The 16,195-nt window shown below is 37.3% G+C and carries 13 protein-coding genes and 1 riboswitch; of the genes, 2 read left to right on the plus strand and 11 right to left on the minus strand.

Translation table 11 applies throughout. From position 1 onward, the window contains the following. Positions 1-69 precede the first annotated feature (69 nt). From VRHSUH09_RS01545 to ribD, 3 genes are read right to left on the minus strand one after another with little or no spacing between them, the layout of a single operon-like run. The gene (locus VRHSUH09_RS01545) at positions 70-1,272 is read right to left on the minus strand and encodes a bifunctional 3,4-dihydroxy-2-butanone-4-phosphate synthase/GTP cyclohydrolase II (protein WP_105081177.1); all 1,203 of its coding nucleotides are present in this window, start codon (positions 1,270-1,272) and stop codon (positions 70-72) included. An 18-nt stretch (positions 1,273-1,290) separates the two neighbouring features. Further along, entirely contained in the window at positions 1,291-1,947 is a 657-nt protein-coding gene (locus VRHSUH09_RS01550; RefSeq protein WP_105081178.1) for a riboflavin synthase, read from the minus strand. Beyond that, entirely contained in the window at positions 1,928-3,142 is a 1,215-nt protein-coding gene (ribD, locus tag VRHSUH09_RS01555; protein ID WP_105081179.1) for a bifunctional diaminohydroxyphosphoribosylaminopyrimidine deaminase/5-amino-6-(5-phosphoribosylamino)uracil reductase RibD, read from the minus strand. The genes VRHSUH09_RS01550 and ribD overlap by 20 nt, the downstream gene beginning before the upstream one ends. A gap of 68 nt (positions 3,143-3,210) precedes the next feature. Further along, positions 3,211-3,326: riboswitch (FMN riboswitch) on the minus strand. A gap of 290 nt (positions 3,327-3,616) precedes the next feature. Between ribD and poxB the strand changes: the two genes are divergently transcribed. Then, entirely contained in the window at positions 3,617-5,359 is a 1,743-nt protein-coding gene (poxB, locus tag VRHSUH09_RS01560) for a ubiquinone-dependent pyruvate dehydrogenase (protein ID WP_054747641.1), read from the plus strand. A gap of 94 nt (positions 5,360-5,453) precedes the next feature. On the opposite strand, the gene VRHSUH09_RS01565 is transcribed toward poxB, so the two are convergent. The 7 genes from VRHSUH09_RS01565 to VRHSUH09_RS01595 form a co-directional block, all read right to left on the minus strand. Continuing rightward, positions 5,454-5,912: a hypothetical protein gene (locus VRHSUH09_RS01565; protein ID WP_105081180.1), complete on the minus strand. Its 459-nt coding sequence runs from the start codon at positions 5,910-5,912 to the stop codon at positions 5,454-5,456. A 56-nt stretch (positions 5,913-5,968) separates the two neighbouring features. Next, positions 5,969-6,178: a hypothetical protein gene (locus VRHSUH09_RS01570; protein WP_009352574.1), complete on the minus strand. Its 210-nt coding sequence runs from the start codon at positions 6,176-6,178 to the stop codon at positions 5,969-5,971. A gap of 28 nt (positions 6,179-6,206) precedes the next feature. Then, the gene (locus VRHSUH09_RS01575; RefSeq protein ID WP_054747639.1) at positions 6,207-6,587 is read right to left on the minus strand and encodes a hypothetical protein; all 381 of its coding nucleotides are present in this window, start codon (positions 6,585-6,587) and stop codon (positions 6,207-6,209) included. 137 nt (positions 6,588-6,724) lie between these two features. Then, positions 6,725-10,510, minus strand: coding sequence for a PolC-type DNA polymerase III (locus VRHSUH09_RS01580; RefSeq protein ID WP_105081181.1), 3,786 nt, complete (start codon positions 10,508-10,510; stop codon positions 6,725-6,727). Positions 10,511-10,512: 2 nt separating this feature from the next. Further along, positions 10,513-11,490: a DNA polymerase III subunit delta gene (gene holA, locus VRHSUH09_RS01585; RefSeq protein WP_054747637.1), complete on the minus strand. Its 978-nt coding sequence runs from the start codon at positions 11,488-11,490 to the stop codon at positions 10,513-10,515. An 11-nt stretch (positions 11,491-11,501) separates the two neighbouring features. Next, positions 11,502-13,736, minus strand: a complete 2,235-nt coding sequence (locus tag VRHSUH09_RS01590) for a ComEC/Rec2 family competence protein (RefSeq protein WP_105081220.1) — start codon at positions 13,734-13,736, stop codon at positions 11,502-11,504. After that, on the minus strand, positions 13,693-14,262 hold the full coding sequence (locus VRHSUH09_RS01595; protein WP_105081182.1) for a ComEA family DNA-binding protein: 570 nt from the start codon (positions 14,260-14,262) through the stop codon (positions 13,693-13,695). Before VRHSUH09_RS01595 ends, VRHSUH09_RS01590 begins: the two co-directional genes overlap by 44 nt. Positions 14,263-14,373: 111 nt before the next feature. Between VRHSUH09_RS01595 and VRHSUH09_RS01600 the strand changes: the two genes are divergently transcribed. Next, complete coding sequence (locus tag VRHSUH09_RS01600) at positions 14,374-15,603, plus strand: aminopeptidase (RefSeq protein ID WP_105081183.1); 1,230 nt, start codon at positions 14,374-14,376, stop codon at positions 15,601-15,603. 99 nt (positions 15,604-15,702) lie between these two features. Here VRHSUH09_RS01600 and VRHSUH09_RS01605 read toward each other — a convergent pair whose 3' ends face one another. Continuing rightward, a complete protein-coding gene (locus VRHSUH09_RS01605; RefSeq protein WP_009352594.1) occupies positions 15,703-16,182 on the minus strand; it encodes a deoxycytidylate deaminase in 480 nt (159 codons plus the stop codon). Positions 16,183-16,195 lie beyond the last annotated feature (13 nt).

Genomic DNA, 16,195 nt, shown 5'->3' on the forward strand with positions numbered 1-16,195 from the left:
TAATGACCTCCTATATTCCATTTAGGAATTGTATATGTAACGATTGAGCGATATGCTGACAGGTGACGATTAGTCATCTAACATATGACCCATTTTTTCTTCTTTTGTTTTCAAGTAACCTGCGTTGAATTTGTTTGCCGCAATGATGAGCGGTACACGACTAGTTACATTGATACCCCAATGTTCTAAGCCATGGCGTTTTTCAGGATTATTCGTTAACAAGCGAATGCTCTTAATACCTAAGAAACGAATGATTTGCGCTGCTAAGGAGTATTCACGCATATCTGCAGGGAAGCCCAATTGTTCGTTAGCTTCTACAGTATCAAGGCCTTGCTCTTGTAATGCATAGGCTTTAATTTTATTTGTTAAACCAATGCCACGACCTTCTTGACGCATGTATACTACAACGCCTTGACCTTCTTTTTCGATAGCACGTAACGCATTATCTAATTGTTCACCGCAGTCACAACGTTTAGAGCCGAACACATCGCCAGTTAAACATTCAGAGTGAATACGTACAAGAACATCGCTACAGTTTTGCACATTACCTTTGACGATAGCTAAATGCTCTTTTTTATCTAATTCATTTTTGAATACAAAAATACTGAAATCACCAAATTTAGTAGGTAATTTACAACAAGCACCAAGATCAACCATGTCTTCATGCTGTTTACGGTATTCAATAAGCTCTGCTACGGAAGCAATTTTCAAATCATGCTCTTTCGCAAACTCCATGAGATCTGGTAGACGTGCCATATCACCATCATCTTTTGTAATCTCACAAATAACAGCTGCCTCTTGTAGACCTGCTAAGCGGCAAAGATCGATAGATGCTTCTGTATGACCTTGGCGTACTAGAACGCCACCCTCTTTATATACTAAAGGGAACACATGACCAGGACGACGGAAGTCTTCAGGCTTAGCATTAGGATCTAATAGTTTTTGAATTGTATAAGCACGTTCTGCTGGAGAAACGCCTGTTGTAGTATCTACATGGTCAACAGTAACGGTGAAAGCAGTTTCATGGTTATCTGTATTTTTGGCAACCATAGCAGGAATGCCAAGCTTTTCTAAAGCTTCACGGCGCATAGGTGTACATACGATACCACGTGCGTATTTAACCATAAAATTAATATTTTCTTGTGTAGCAAACTCTGCAGCGATGATAAGATCGCCTTCGTTTTCACGGCTTTCATCATCAACAATAATAACAGGTTTACCAGCTTTAAGGTCTTCTAAGACCTCTTTAATAGAATGTAATTGTTCGCTCATAGGAACGCTCCTTACTCTTTATATAAATCCATTCTCTACTAAGAGGGATTGCATAGATTTCTTAGGTTTATTTTCGGTAGGTTCACTACCGAGATTCATAAAATGACGAATGTATCGACCAGCGATATCCGTTTCTAGATTAACCTCCGTACCAATATGGGCAGAACCTAAAATAGTTTCACCCAAGGTATGAGGAATGATAGATACGGAAAAACTGCTGTCCGTTCGTCGCATAATGGTGAGGCTAATACCATCGATCGTAATGGACCCCTTATAAATAACGTAATCCATTACGGATTTCGGGGCCTCTACGGTAAAGATAATAGCATTATCCGTTTGTTCGCGATTAATGATGCGACCCGTCCCATCTACGTGACCTGCCACAATGTGACCACCAAATCTACCGTTGGCGAGCATAGCACGCTCTAAGTTGACTGGTTGATGAACTTTCAAATTTGTAAAAGTAGTCATCTTGATTGACTCAGGCATAACATCAGCTGTAAATACGCCATTACCAATCGTTGTAGCCGTCAAACATACACCATTAACAGCTACGGAGTCACCTATTTTTAAATCACTAAATATTTTATTCCCTCGAATTGTTATGGCTAAGGATTTAGGGCCCTTTTTAATGCTCTCAACACGGCCGATTTCTTCAACGATTCCCGTGAACATAAGTGCCCCTCCTTCCTTGACGATACGCTTCGATGCGAATGTTATTATCTAATATTTTAGTCTTTGTAAAAGTTAACTGTGGAGAAGATTCTAAACTTTCAAAGCCACGACCACCTACAGCGGGCGTTGCCTCAGTACCACCGATAATTGTATTTCCTATATAAGTTACAACTTTATCAAAATTCATCGTTTCTACAAAGGAGCTAATGATAGCTGAACCACCTTCAACAAGAACTGAGGTATAACCGATTTCACCAAGTTTAGTTAAAATATCATCAATGGATAATTTTTTAATATCTATTACAATATCTGTACTCTTACTTTTACGAGTGGATATAGATTCGACAACCGTAACAATGGCACCTGCGTTTTCTAAAGCTTGAATTCGATCCTTCGGACAACCTGTAGATACAAAGATATGAACCTTACGATTTTCTACTTCAAACACACGACTTGTGGTAGGTGTTCTACCTAGACTATCTAAGATAATTACATCCGGCTGATGAACATGAATCGGTTCATCAAGTATGCTTGTATCTAATAAAGCCTCTGATAATTCAGTATCAGTTAAACGACAGTTTAATTGAGGATTATCTGCCAAAATTGTACCAATGCCAATGAGCATAGCATCATGTGTGGCACGCAGTACATGTCCATCTCGGCGGGAGGACTCATTCGTAATCCATTGAGATTGACCTGTAAAAGTGGCAATCTTACCATCTAGTGACATGGCACTTTTAATAGTTACAAAAGGTTTACCTGTCTGTATATATGTAAAGAAATGTTCATTTAGTTCAGCACATTCCTCACTACATACGGGGCAAACAACCTCTATGCCTGCTTCACGGAGTAAATCCATGCCCTTTCCAGCTACTAGTGGATTAGGATCTGTACTACCTACTACGACTTTAGCTATGCCAGCCTCGATAATACGCAGCGCACAAGGTGGAGTTTTACCATAATGAGAGCATGGCTCTAATGTTACATATAAAGTAGCACCCTTAGCATTATCACCAGCTTGGTTTAGGGCATGAACCTCAGCATGAGCTGTACCAGCTTTGTGATGATAACCTTCACCGATTATTGTATTGTCTTTAACCACTACGGCACCCACCAAAGGATTTGGCGAGGTGTGACCTGTGGCTAATTTTGCCAGTGCAATGGCGCGTTTCATATATGCTACGTCATCCACCATATCACCTCAATAAAAAAAGGACTATATACATAGTCCTTGGGTAATCATAAATACGCACGTCAAATGTGCCTCGTCTTTTCTCATCCAGACTGTACTGTCGGTATCGGAATTACACCGATTCATACCTAAAAGGTTCGCGGACTATACCGCCGGTAAGGAATTTCACCTATCCCCAAAGACTCATCTATTTTGTTTCTGAATTAATAGTAACACTTTTATTAAGGTTATGCAACAATAAGAGTTTTGTATTGAGAAAAGATATTAAATATATAACCTAGAATAAAATAACTATTATTATATTTCTATTTTTATTAGATTGAAAATATATTATAATAACAATATAAACATATATATTATGTATACATAAAATAGTAACATTTATCACATAATTACACTACAAAGATGTCTAATATAATATATATGGTTTTGAGAATTTCACTCAATTGATAGTATTTATTAAATATAGGTGATAATATGGCAAAAAAACGAATTTCTGATGTACTTATAGAAGTCTTAGCCAATGCAGGTATCGAACGTATTTATGGTATCACTGGCGATAGTTTAAATTCTGTAAACGATAGTTTACGTCGCAATGGTAAGATTGCTTTTGAACATGTTAGACATGAAGAAACAGCAGCCTTTGCTGCAGGTGCAGAAGCTTCTTTAACTGGAAAACTTACAGTTTGTGCAGGTAGTTCTGGTCCTGGTAATTTACATTTAATCAACGGTCTCTTCGATTGTCATCGCAATCGTGTTCCAGTATTGGCTATTGCGTCTCATATTCCGCAATCTGAAGTAGGCTTAAATTACTTCCAAGAAACACATCCAGAAAACTTATTCAAAGAATGTTCTTGTTTCTGTGAACTTGTTTCTAATCCAAAACAAATGCCAGAAATTCTTTTCCGTGCTATGAATGCAGCAGTCGGTAATCAAGATGTTGCCGTTATAGTCCTTCCTGGCGATGTAGCAGTAATGGAAACGGAAATTGATGAATTACCAGTATGGCATCACCCTCGCTTACCTCATATCGTTCCACAACGCGAAGATATAGAAGAAATGTCCGCTCATTTAGAAAAAGGTGAACGCATTACCCTCTTCTGTGGTGCAGGTTGTGAAGGTGCGCATGACGAAGTAGTAGAATTAGCAAAACGTTTGCAAGCACCTGTCGTGCATGCTTTTAGAGGTAAAGAATGGGTTGAATGGGACAATCCATATGATGTTGGTATGACAGGCCTATTAGGCTATACATCCGGTTATCGTGCTATAGAACAATGCGATACACTCGTTATGCTTGGTACAGACTTCCCTTACCGTCCATTCTATCCGGAAACTGCTAAGGTAATCCAAGTTGATAGAGATCCTAGTGCGTTAGGTCGCCGTGTACCTCTTACACAAGGGATTATTGGTACCGTAAAAGATACATTAAAAGAGTTGTTACCTCTCGTAGGTCAACGTGAAAATACTGAATTTATTGATACAATACGTAAGGAATATACAAAATTCAGAGAGAATTTGGATAGCTATGCTGCGGCTGAACCAGATGGTGTAGCAATTCATCCTCAATACTTTGTAAATCGTCTTAATAAATTAGCTGCCGAAGATGCCATCTTTACCTTTGACGTAGGTACTCCAGTTATTTGGACTGCTCGCCACTTGAAAACAAATGGTAAACGCCGCATCTTAGGTTCCTATAACCATGGTTCCATGGCCAATGCTATGATGCATGCCATCGGCGCTCAAAATGCATGTCCAAACCGTCAAGTCATTTCCCTCTCCGGTGATGGTGGCTTCACTATGATGATGGGTGAAATGCTAACGTTAAAACAATTAAATCTACCAATTAAAATCTTCGTATTTAATAATGAAGAACTTAGCTTCATTGCAATGGAAATGAAAGCTTCTGGTTACTTAGACTATGCTACAGACTTTGTAAATCCAGACTTCGGAAAACTTGCTGAAGCAGCTGGGATTAAAGGTGTGAGCATCCAAAACTCCAGTGAAGTAGATGAAAAAATTAAAGAAGCACTCGATCATAATGGTCCAGTAATCGTCAATGTTCGCGTAGATAAACAAGAACTTGCTATGCCTCCAAAAATTGCTTACCAACAAGCGAAGGGCTTCAGTAAATACTTGATTAATGCAATCCTTGATGGCCGTGGTACAGAACTTAAAGAAATGGCCAAAACAAACTGGATGAAGTATAAATCCTTATACTAAAAATCTGCCAAATTTATAAAACCTGCCAAACTAAATAAACTGCAAAACTTTCAAAAAGAGGTGTCATCAAATGATGATACCTCTTTTTCTTAATTTAATCATATATTGTTATAAAACCTTCAGTCCATCCCCTTAAATTAAGAGTGATAGTAGCTATTCCTAAACACTCTATGCCATGTACTTTAAATATATCCCAGGTTTTATACCACTCTATTGCTTTCTCTGCATATTTTAAAGTACTAAATAAACCTATGTATCCTGAACATGTATAATAATCATCTATATCATAATCATACCAAACACCATAAATTTTGTTGTTTATGATTTCATAACCAACATCATCACCTATATACGCACAATCATTTAAATAATAAGTTGTTATCGAAAATGAATCATCAGCCAAATCAGAAAAACCTATCAAATTTTTTGACTCAGTTAATGCCTTTTCTGCTAATGATAATTTAGAAAAAAAGCCTAGGCCAAAATACTCTGTATAAGGTAACTCATTATTCTTTTTATAGTGAGCTACAGCTTCATATATTGGAACTCTCATAATTAATCAACTCGTTACAAAATAAAAACAATATAAATATGACACTCTAATAATTTCTATCTATAATAATCGTCCTCGTAATCGTCTTTATACCGTATTGCATCAAGATCTGATGGTGACAGCACATTACCTTCTTCATCAACATATTCTCGGAATTCGTTAAAGTATACACCTGGAATATCTGATTCTTCTAACTCAGGTACATCCTCTGGCTCAATGTCCCAAAATTCTATTTCTACAGATTGATTTTTATGCTTATTTATCATGTCCGAACACTCCCTTTATCAGAAAAATCTACTTAAATACAAGAAAATTAACAAAAGTGTTGAATACAATAATAAAGATAATTCGACTATAGATGTTTAATCTACTAATAACATCAGTTAATTTATAAGGCATATTGGTTTCTTTATTAATCTCTTTATTTACAATCTTCTTCAAATAAACCAATTTAAGCATTTCGGATATAGATACTAAGAATAGAACTATAGCAAATATTTTATTACTATAATCAGCAAAAATTAAACCTAAATAAATTACTAAAACTTGGAAGATTTGTATAAATAAAAAAGATTTACTTCTTTTAAAAGAAGCAGATACAAAATATATTTCTTTTGATTTAGCTAGAACTACTATTGTAATAACAGCCATTAATGTTAAAAAAAGAAAAATCATTTTCTCCTCGTAGTATAGTTATAGTAGGTAATATTATTAATTATTAATTGTATTTTAGCAAAATATAGAAAAATAAGCACTATATCCCATTTTGGATATAGTGCCTACTTTGTATTTAAGCCTAACCTTGTATTTTATTATGCCCCAAAGAGTGACATTTGTTCGTCTTCAGGTAGTTCACCACAGCATTTGAGTTCTTTCATAAGATCAATGATGGTGTTAGATACCTTGCAACGACGTTGCAAGTCTTTTAGAGATGTAAACGGACGTTCTTCTCGTTCAGCTACGATAGCATCAGCTACTGTTTCACCTAAGGAATCAATAGCCAAGAATGGCGGCAATAGAGCACCATCTTTAATGCTAAAGCGTCTAGCTTCGGAGTGTTGAATATCTACATTAACAAAACGATAACCCCGTTGGTACATTTCCATAGATACTTCTAAGGCACTCATAAGGTCCTTATCTTTAGGACTGGCGGCGCGATCAAGAGCCTTAATACGATTGAACTCAGTCATTTGCGTTTTAAGGTCACCCGTCATAATGCGCAAATCAAAAGCCTTTGCTCGAATGGAGAAATACGCTGCATAGAAAGCCAATGGGTGGTATACCTTAAACCAGGCTATACGGAAGGCCATCATTACATAAGCTACCGCATGGGCACGTGGGAACAGATAGGAAATCTTTTTACAAGATTCAATAAACCATTCAGGAATATTGTTTTCCCGCATTTCTGCTTCAAACTCAGTCGTCGCTTGCCCTTGTTTATTTCGTTTTTCAATGCCCTTCCCTTTACGTACGTTTTCCATTACGAAGAAGCTATGCTTTCGATCCATACCGCGATGAATCAAGAAGTTCATTACATCGTCACGAGTAGAGATGGCTTCGTTCAATTTACAAGTACCATTTTTAATGAGGTCTTGCGCATTATCGAGCCATACATTAGTACCATGAGAGAAACCAGAGATACGTACTAAGTCAGAGAACGTTTGGGGACGAGAGTCTTCCAGCATGCCTCGTACGAATTTCGTACCACATTCTGGAACGGCCAAGCTAGCTACTTGGTCACCTTGTAATTGCTCAGGTGTTAAGCCAATACCCTCTGTAGAGGAGAAAAGACTTAAAGTACGAGGATCATCGAACGGTATAGTTTTAGCATCTATACCTGTCAAATCCTCTAGCATACGAATGATAGTTGGATCATCATGGCCCAGAATATCGAGCTTAGTCATACGACCTTCGATGGAGTGATAGTCAAAGTGTGTCGTTAATACACCACTTTCCTTCTTATTCGCTGGATGTTGTATAGGCGTAAAGTGATGCACATCCATATCGCGAGGACATACCATGATACCGCCAGGATGTTGGCCAGTAGTATTCTTAACATTGGTAAAGCCTTTTGCTAGATGTTCAAAGAAACCACTGCGAGCTTGAATATCTCGAACTTCGGCGTATTTTTTAACATAACCAAACGCTGTTTTATCCGCAATAGTACCGATTGTACCCGCTTTAAATACATTGTCACGTCCAAATAGTTCTTCCGTATACTTGTGTGCCTTTGCTTGGTAATCACCAGAGAAGTTAAGGTCGATATCTGGAACCTTATCACCTTCGAAACCAAGGAAGATGGCAAACGGAATATCATGGCCATTTGTTTGTAGCGCATGACCGCACTCTGGACAATCTTTACGTGGCAAGTCAAAACCACCTGCATATTCGCCCTTTTCAAAGAATTCAGAATGCTTACAGTTAGGACATACATAATGTGGCGGTAATGGATTTACCTCGGTAATTTCAGACATGGTTGCTGCAAAGGAAGAACCTACAGAACCACGAGAACCAACGAGATAACCATCATCAAGTGATTTTTTTACCAACTTATGAGCAATGTAATACAATACACCATAACCATTGGAGATAATACAATCTAGTTCATAATCGAGGCGCTCTTGTACTACGCGAGGCAATGGATCACCATAAATGGCTTTTGCATTTCTATAACACATTTCTGTGAAAGCTTCATCGGCCCCTTCAATCTTAGGAGAATAGGTACCATCAGGAACTGGCTTAATATCTTCAATGCTATCATTGATAGCACGCGTATTTGTAACAACTATTTCATAAGCTTTTTCTTCACTTAAATAAGGGAAGGATGCCAACATTTCATCGGTGGTACGCAAATGTAAATCCGGTTGTTCATCTGCATCTGGATAGCCACAGGCAGTTAACATGATTTCACGATAAATCTTTTCTTCTGGCGTTAAATAGTGAACGTCACAAGTAGCACATACAGGTTTGTTTAAAGCCTCACCTAACTCGATCACTGTTTTGTTCATATCGATAAGGGCTTGTTCATCTGGCATAAGGCCTTTACGAACTAAGAACATATTATTCGTATGTGGCTGAACTTCTAAATAATCATAGAAGGACGCAACCTCTAATAGTTCTTCCTTGGTTGCACCGCGAACAATGGATTGCATGAGCTCCCCAGCTTCACAAGCAGAGCCGATGATAATGCCTTCACGATGTTCTTCAATAACGGAACGTGGCAAGCGTGGGCGAACCTTGTAATGTTCTAGGTGAGAAATAGATATCATCTTGTACAGATTGCGCAAACCTACCATATTTTTAGCTAATAAGATAATATGGTAACGTTTATCTTTTTCTTTTTTCTTCTTCTTATCTACTACAGGCTCTTCATCACGAGCAACAATTTCATCTTCAATGAGATAGCCTTCTACACCATAAATAACCTTAACGCCTAACTCCTTACCAAGAGCTTGCGCCTCTGGAAAAGCTTGAACAACGCCATGATCAGTAATAGCTACTGCTGGATGACCCCATTTTTTTATTGTTTTGAATAAATCTTTAACAGATACAAGGGCATCCTTATCGCTCATCTTAGTGTGTAAATGAAGCTCTACACGAGAGTCTGGACGATTTTCAGTGCGTTCTACACTAGTCGTTTCCAAAGCTTCAATACTACGAATAGATAGGATATAGTCTTTATCAAAGCGATCATCAAAGTTTACGCTACCTTGTACGCGAACACGTTGTAAACCTTTTAACTGTTTAAGTAAGGCGTCCCCTTCTTCAGGACTATTCGCAAACTTGATGAACTTAATACTATTCGTATCATCTACAATGCTGCCGTTAACGATACTTTTACCAGTCTTAGTATCACGTTTATCTAAGCCTACTAATACACCTTCAAAGATGACACTAGGTGTATCTAAGGTCCCCATAATTTTAGAAGTGACCCCTTCAATTTTAGGGCCTATAATCATACCCTCATCTGTAGGAACATCCTTCGGTGCACGACGAGGATATTTTCCATCCCCTTCACTGCCTTTAGATGTGGATTTTGTAGCGCTTTTTGGAGCAAAACCTTTACTTATTTTAGGTGCACTACTAACAGACGCTACGGTATCATTAACACTAGATGCTGCAACTGTTTGATGAGGTCGAGAAAGGACGACTGGACTATTATTGAAATAACCAAGTTCTACGGCTTCTACGAACGGTGCAAAATCATCAAACTCGGCATAGTCATCTTCATGATCATAGCCAGCAAAGGATTTACCTCTAGGCGCTTGGTTTTTAGCCTCTTCAGCCTCACGTTGCGCTTCTGCGGCCTCAATCCATTCACCAGCACCACAGCCACCGCCATAATAATAGGTATCCAACCCTTCTCCAGTTTCAGTATCTACTTTCCAAGCAAAACAGCATGCTGTATCAGTATTTGTTGGAATATCGTCAAAGGATATGTTCTTCTCCTTATACCAAGCAGATAATCTGTCACGTAGGCTTAGCAGCGTAGAAAATGCAGAGTCTGCTGCTTGTATCATCACATGTTGGCTATGACAGTTCACATAGAAGGAAGATTTCTTATTCTGTTTTGGTACAACACGATAACGTACTTTCATTTTTATCCCTTATACCCACAATAGGTAATACATAAATCTCTAAATCGCCAAATATCGCCCTTACTACTACGACTATCTAGGATAATCTCATACAAACCTTTTAATAAAGCTCGTAATGCTTTCGTAGAAATACGAGAGCTCGCTTCATAAGCAAGTTTGATCGGATACGGTTTAAATGACGAATCATGGTCCTTACATAAGTTTTGTATGGCTTGAACAGACATTCCCGCTTGTCGACATTCATTGACTAGTAGCTGTAAACGTAATTGCCCCTCAATATAGCTCATAGCTCGGTCTAATTCTTTATAGCCAAACATAAACGGAAATAGTTCAAGCAATGTATCAATATCTCGTTTTAACAGAGCCTCTTTAAAGGTGAAAATATTTTTAGCACCATAATCACTGCCATTTTCTTCTAGGAATTCTTTGGTAATGACTTTTTCCCCTGTAATTTGCAAGAAATAACGGTCAAATTCGGTTCTCATGAAAGAAACTGGTACATCTTGCCACAAATCGATGAGATGAGCTACATATTCCTGTGCATCAGGTGTCATTTTAAATCCATTAGACGTACAGTACTGACGTATCCACATCACAAGGTCTGCCCCTTCAAGGCGCTTGCATTGATGATTTGGTATTTTATCCAGAATCTCCTTATTCTGTTTAATCCGTTTATCAATCATATCATGATAAATCAAAAGAATGGGATTATCCCCATTATATTCCATGATGAGCTCATACAATGGAACCCAAGCATCGCTATTTTTGCCGCTTTTACGAATGATAGGCAAGTTAACTAAACAGAATACCTTTTGATCACCAAATAGTGAATCTTCACATAGCTTTTCACTAATCTTCTGTGGGCCAGCTTCATCGTCTAATACGGTCACTGGAAGGTCTGGATAGGCACTTAAAAATTTGCGTTTTTCTTCTTCAATTAATTGTGGCTCATCACCATAAATAAGCTGAATATGTGCCATAGTTCCTCCTTTCACAGATATATATCCTCGATATAGCTGTACCCCATTATATACATGTGTTCTGACGAAGGATCCACATCGCGTAAAGCCCCATGGGGACTTCCAAATAGAACTGTACTAGTAGGTGAAATACGTCCAATTTCAGTCATTACACTGGATCGACTCGTTATATATAATGAATTAGTCTTATCATTTAATTTTAGTTTTTTTTCTCTACTTTGTCCATTATATACGACGATTTGGTTCATACTATTTTTATATACCACCTTTGCAGAACCATTACTATGAAAGTACGCAACTTTTACGCTTTTAGGATGTACGCCATAGGCTCTAATGGCTTGATTGATAAGCCTTTCATTAGGTGCAGTCTTAATATGATCTGGCGCATCGATTAATAGATGTGCCCCTTCATGATTTGGTTCTATACAAAGTAAAACATTGCATTGCTTCATTGGAATATAATGAACTAATGTATACTGATGATGATGCGTAACATAATAGGAAGCACCAAAGGTTAAAATCATTAAAGATAATGATATTACTATATGTACAGTATATCTTTTTCTATGCGTCAAAAAGTACGTAAATAATCCTAATAGTACATAATATATATAGGCACAATAAGGATGCATTATACCAAGCCATAGTAGACTGCCACTACGACCTAATACATGATTTAAATATAAGGATATTCGCAATAGTACATCTACTAAAGACCACATTAACGATATTGGGAGTACATAACTGACTAAAGTACTTACAAATATTAAAACTATGGATATATCTAATAAGGGCGCTACTATACAGGCTGCTAACAAACTAGCAATGCTAATATAGTGAAAGTAATAGAGCTGTAACGGCATAATTAATAACTGTGCAGATACACATAATACTAGCGGTGTTTTTATCCATCTAGGTAGCCACTGTATTCGTTCATATAATACCGTTCCCCATATGAGTAAACCATAAGTCGCCCCAAAGGATAGTTGAAAGCTTACATCAAATAAGGAGAACGGATCATATATGACACATAAAATAGCACATATACATAACGCTTGTTTGGCCTGATATAGTCGTCCTTTTATATAGGCGATACACATGAGTATGCTCATCATCGTAGCACGTAGAACAGGTGCATCACCGCCTACAATACCACAATATATACAAGCAACTATAATACCAAGGATTAAACATGTACGCTTCTTTAACTTAATAAATCGTCCAAGTCCATACACAAGGGCTAATAACAAAGCAATATGCGATCCTGATATGGATAAAATATGGATAAGGCCTGTATAGGAGAAAGCCTTCATTTGGTCTTCTCCCAGTTCACTATAATGACCACCTAAAGCTAATGCTTGAGCTAATACTTTTTGCGGTCCCTCTAGATTGTGACCAATATTTTTATCTATAGATTCGCGTAATACACCAGCAATTAATAAGCCTTTCCTATATAGTTTTTCAAAATAGGTTTCTTTATAGTGAAATGCCTGTAAGTCTTTATTGTTAGCAACTCGGTATATACCATCATAGATACGTCCTCGAGTATTGGAGCTCATATAGCGGCCTCGAAGATTAATACGACCTTCCTCTTCAATGAGAAATAAGGGCTTTGGTGTGCCTTCAACAATTGCATATTCTCCTAGTCGTATGGGATAGTTCGTAGTAGATATCTTTGAGTATACTTGTAAACGCCCCTGTGCTTTAATATAGTCATTTTTTGCAGTATTTTTATAGGGATGTAGGCCATGAATTTCAATAATGTATTTGTAATACTCCTGTCCATTCAAATTTACTGTTTCAGGTGCAGCAACAACCGTACAAAGGTATTCCCCTTCTTGCTGTAAATAATATGATGTATAACTATTAAAATGTATAATCCGTAAATCTGTTTGACAATAAGATAAACCAACTAAAACAAATACTAAGACCATTAACTTGCTAAGTGAATGCCATCTATCAGACAATTGAAATGCCTTGAAAATACCTACAACTATAATAGCTAACCCCATAGCAAAGATGTAGCGCATCTGATTAAGTACTGGATAATACTGACCATAGCCTAATATTGTACCCATAATTATAGAACCCAATATAATATGTGCCCATTGGCTATGCGTTATAGATTGTTTCTTATTGACCAAATCTAAAGAATTTAAACACGGATCAACATACTGAAAATTTTCATGTCTACTTATTGATTTAGATTGTAATTTTGTCTTTAATCTTCTTAAATACGCCGTCACCAATGCCCTTCACCCCCTTGATGCCTTCAACAGATGTAAAGGGACCTTTTTGTGAGCGATATTCTTCTATTCTTTTAGCCATAGCAGGACCAATGCCGGGCAACGCATCTAGTTCTTTAGCAGTAGCTGTATTAATATTTATCTTATTACCACGTAATAACGCTTCAGGATTTCCGTGAAAGTTAAATACTACATGAATATGATCTCCTCCAGTAACTGATTTAGCCATATTAATAGACTCAACATCTGCATACGGTAACAGTCCTCCTGCTAGCTTGATAACATCTCCTACTGTTGCTGAGCTTTCAAGCTCATATAGACCAGGTGAAACTACGGCACCTGTAATATAAGCAATCGGTTTATTAGATATTTCTGCTACATTTGATATAGAAGAACTTCCATCTACTCCCCCTTCAACAAGGACAGAATCGCTTTCATCTGTTATAATAGGCCATAGGAAATAAATTCCTACTAAAATACATAGGATTAATATAATTATCATATACGGCTTCAATTTATATTTCATAGTGCACCTCCTACTGAAGGATTTCCCTATGAAAAATAAAACTCCTACCACTGACTCTATTAGTCACACTAGCAGGAGTTTAACAATTGATGTCGAATAAAAGGAGAATTTATGAATCAAGAAACATTAAAAAAATACGCCCATACATTACTAAAGTACGGCGTAAATTTACAACAAGACCAAACATTAGTTATTTCTGTTGATGTAGAAAATAAAGATTTTGCAGTAATTGTTACTGAAGAAGCCTATGAGCTAGGCGCAAAAGAGGTAGTTCTTAACTGGAGATGTTCCCCTATCGCTCGTCAACGCTTATTACATGCTAAAGAATCTGTCTTAGAAAAACCGGCTAACTGGATTCCTGAATTCTACAAGCAATACATCGATGATAAGGCAGCATTTTTATCTTTGATCAGTGCTAATCCTAAAGCATTAGAAGGTATCCCAACAGATCGTATTTCCTTACAGTCTCGCAATTTAAATAAAGCATTATCCTTCTATCACACAGCGATCATGAACTCTTCTGTTACATGGTGTGTTGCATCTGTACCGACCGTTCTATGGGCAGATTTACTTGGCTATGAAGGTACTGACGAAGAAAAAATCGACCAATTGTGGGCTACATTATTAAAACTTTGCCGCATTGAAGGTATTGAACCAAAAGATACATATCGTCATCACATGGCAAAATTGCGTCGTCGCTGTGAAGCATTGAATAAATTAGACTTAAAATCATTGCGCTACACTTGTGAAAACGGCACCGACCTTTTATTAGAATTGCCAGAAGGTCATATCTGGCTAGGTGGTGAAGAATCCTCTAAAGATGGTACTATTTTCAATGCTAATATTCCTACAGAGGAAGTTTTCTCTGCTCCTCAATATAATGGTGTAAATGGCGTTGTACACAGCACAAAACCATTAATTTACCATGGCAATACAATTTCTGATTTCTCCTTCACCTTTAAAGAAGGTAAAATTGTAGAATACACTGCAAAAGAAGGTTATGAAGTTCTAAAAGAATTAGTAGAAACTGATGAAGGTTCCCACTACCTTGGCGAAGTAGCCTTAGTGGATCACTTCAGCCCAATTAGCCAATCTAACCAAATCTTCTATGAAACATTATTTGATGAAAATGCATCCTGCCATTTAGCAATTGGCGCATCCTATCCTACATGCCTTAAAAACAGCGATGGTTTATCTGAAGAGGAATTAAAGGAGCGCGGCCTTAACCACTCCTTAACGCATGTGGACTTTATGATTGGTCATGAACGCATGAATATCAAAGGCTACACTCGTGATGGTCAAGCCGTTGATATTATGATTGACGGTCGTTTACAAGTATAATTTAGGTATACAATCTGAAATAGTAAAAATATAGCAAAAGCTCTTATCCATTATTAATAGATAAGAGCTTTTTTTGTAATAATATGCTTTTATAGTTTATCATACGGTAATATGTAAAGTCCGTCCTGTAGGTTTATATTCAATAATTTCTACACCTGCTGTTTTTAGCATCCGTTTAGATGCCTTAACCTCTTTTGTATCCTTGTAAAGATCATCTCGGTAGATAACAGCTTTAATGCCACTTTGAATGATGGCTTTTGCACATTCATTACAAGGGAATAGTGTTACATATATTTTAGAACCTTCTAAAGAACCGCCCCGATAATTAAGTATGGCATTGAGTTCGCTATGTACAGTATAGAAATATTTATTATCATCTGCTGTATCGCGTTCCCATGTGAAATCATCATCACTACAATTTAAAGGCATACCATTATAGCCAATGGATAAGATTTTATTATCATTGCTAACGATGCATGCACCTACTTGTGTATTAGGATCTTTAGAACGTTGTGCTGCCAAAATGGCAACGCCCATGAAGTATTCATCCCAAGAAATATAATCGCTACGTTTTGCCATAATTACCTCACTT

This window comes from Veillonella rogosae JCM 15642 (assembly GCF_002959775.1).
GTDB classification, from domain to species: Bacteria; Bacillota; Negativicutes; order Veillonellales; family Veillonellaceae; genus Veillonella; species Veillonella rogosae.

Excerpts from the sequence above, each read along its gene's own strand:
- VRHSUH09_RS01545 (WP_105081177.1), bottom strand. The coding sequence starts at position 1,272 with ATGAGCGAACAATTACATTCTATTAAAGAGGTCTTAGAAGACCTTAAA.
- VRHSUH09_RS01550 (WP_105081178.1), bottom strand. The coding sequence starts at position 1,947 with ATGTTCACGGGAATCGTTGAAGAAATCGGCCGTGTTGAGAGCATTAAA.
- ribD (WP_105081179.1), bottom strand. The coding sequence starts at position 3,142 with ATGGTGGATGACGTAGCATATATGAAACGCGCCATTGCACTGGCAAAA.
- poxB (WP_054747641.1), top strand. The coding sequence starts at position 3,617 with ATGGCAAAAAAACGAATTTCTGATGTACTTATAGAAGTCTTAGCCAAT.
- VRHSUH09_RS01565 (WP_105081180.1), bottom strand. The coding sequence starts at position 5,912 with ATGAGAGTTCCAATATATGAAGCTGTAGCTCACTATAAAAAGAATAAT.
- VRHSUH09_RS01570 (WP_009352574.1), bottom strand. The coding sequence starts at position 6,178 with ATGATAAATAAGCATAAAAATCAATCTGTAGAAATAGAATTTTGGGAC.
- VRHSUH09_RS01575 (WP_054747639.1), bottom strand. The coding sequence starts at position 6,587 with ATGATTTTTCTTTTTTTAACATTAATGGCTGTTATTACAATAGTAGTT.
- VRHSUH09_RS01580 (WP_105081181.1), bottom strand. The coding sequence starts at position 10,510 with ATGAAAGTACGTTATCGTGTTGTACCAAAACAGAATAAGAAATCTTCC.
- holA (WP_054747637.1), bottom strand. The coding sequence starts at position 11,490 with ATGGCACATATTCAGCTTATTTATGGTGATGAGCCACAATTAATTGAA.
- VRHSUH09_RS01595 (WP_105081182.1), bottom strand. The coding sequence starts at position 14,262 with ATGAAATATAAATTGAAGCCGTATATGATAATTATATTAATCCTATGT.
- VRHSUH09_RS01600 (WP_105081183.1), top strand. The coding sequence starts at position 14,374 with ATGAATCAAGAAACATTAAAAAAATACGCCCATACATTACTAAAGTAC.
- VRHSUH09_RS01605 (WP_009352594.1), bottom strand. The coding sequence starts at position 16,182 with ATGGCAAAACGTAGCGATTATATTTCTTGGGATGAATACTTCATGGGC.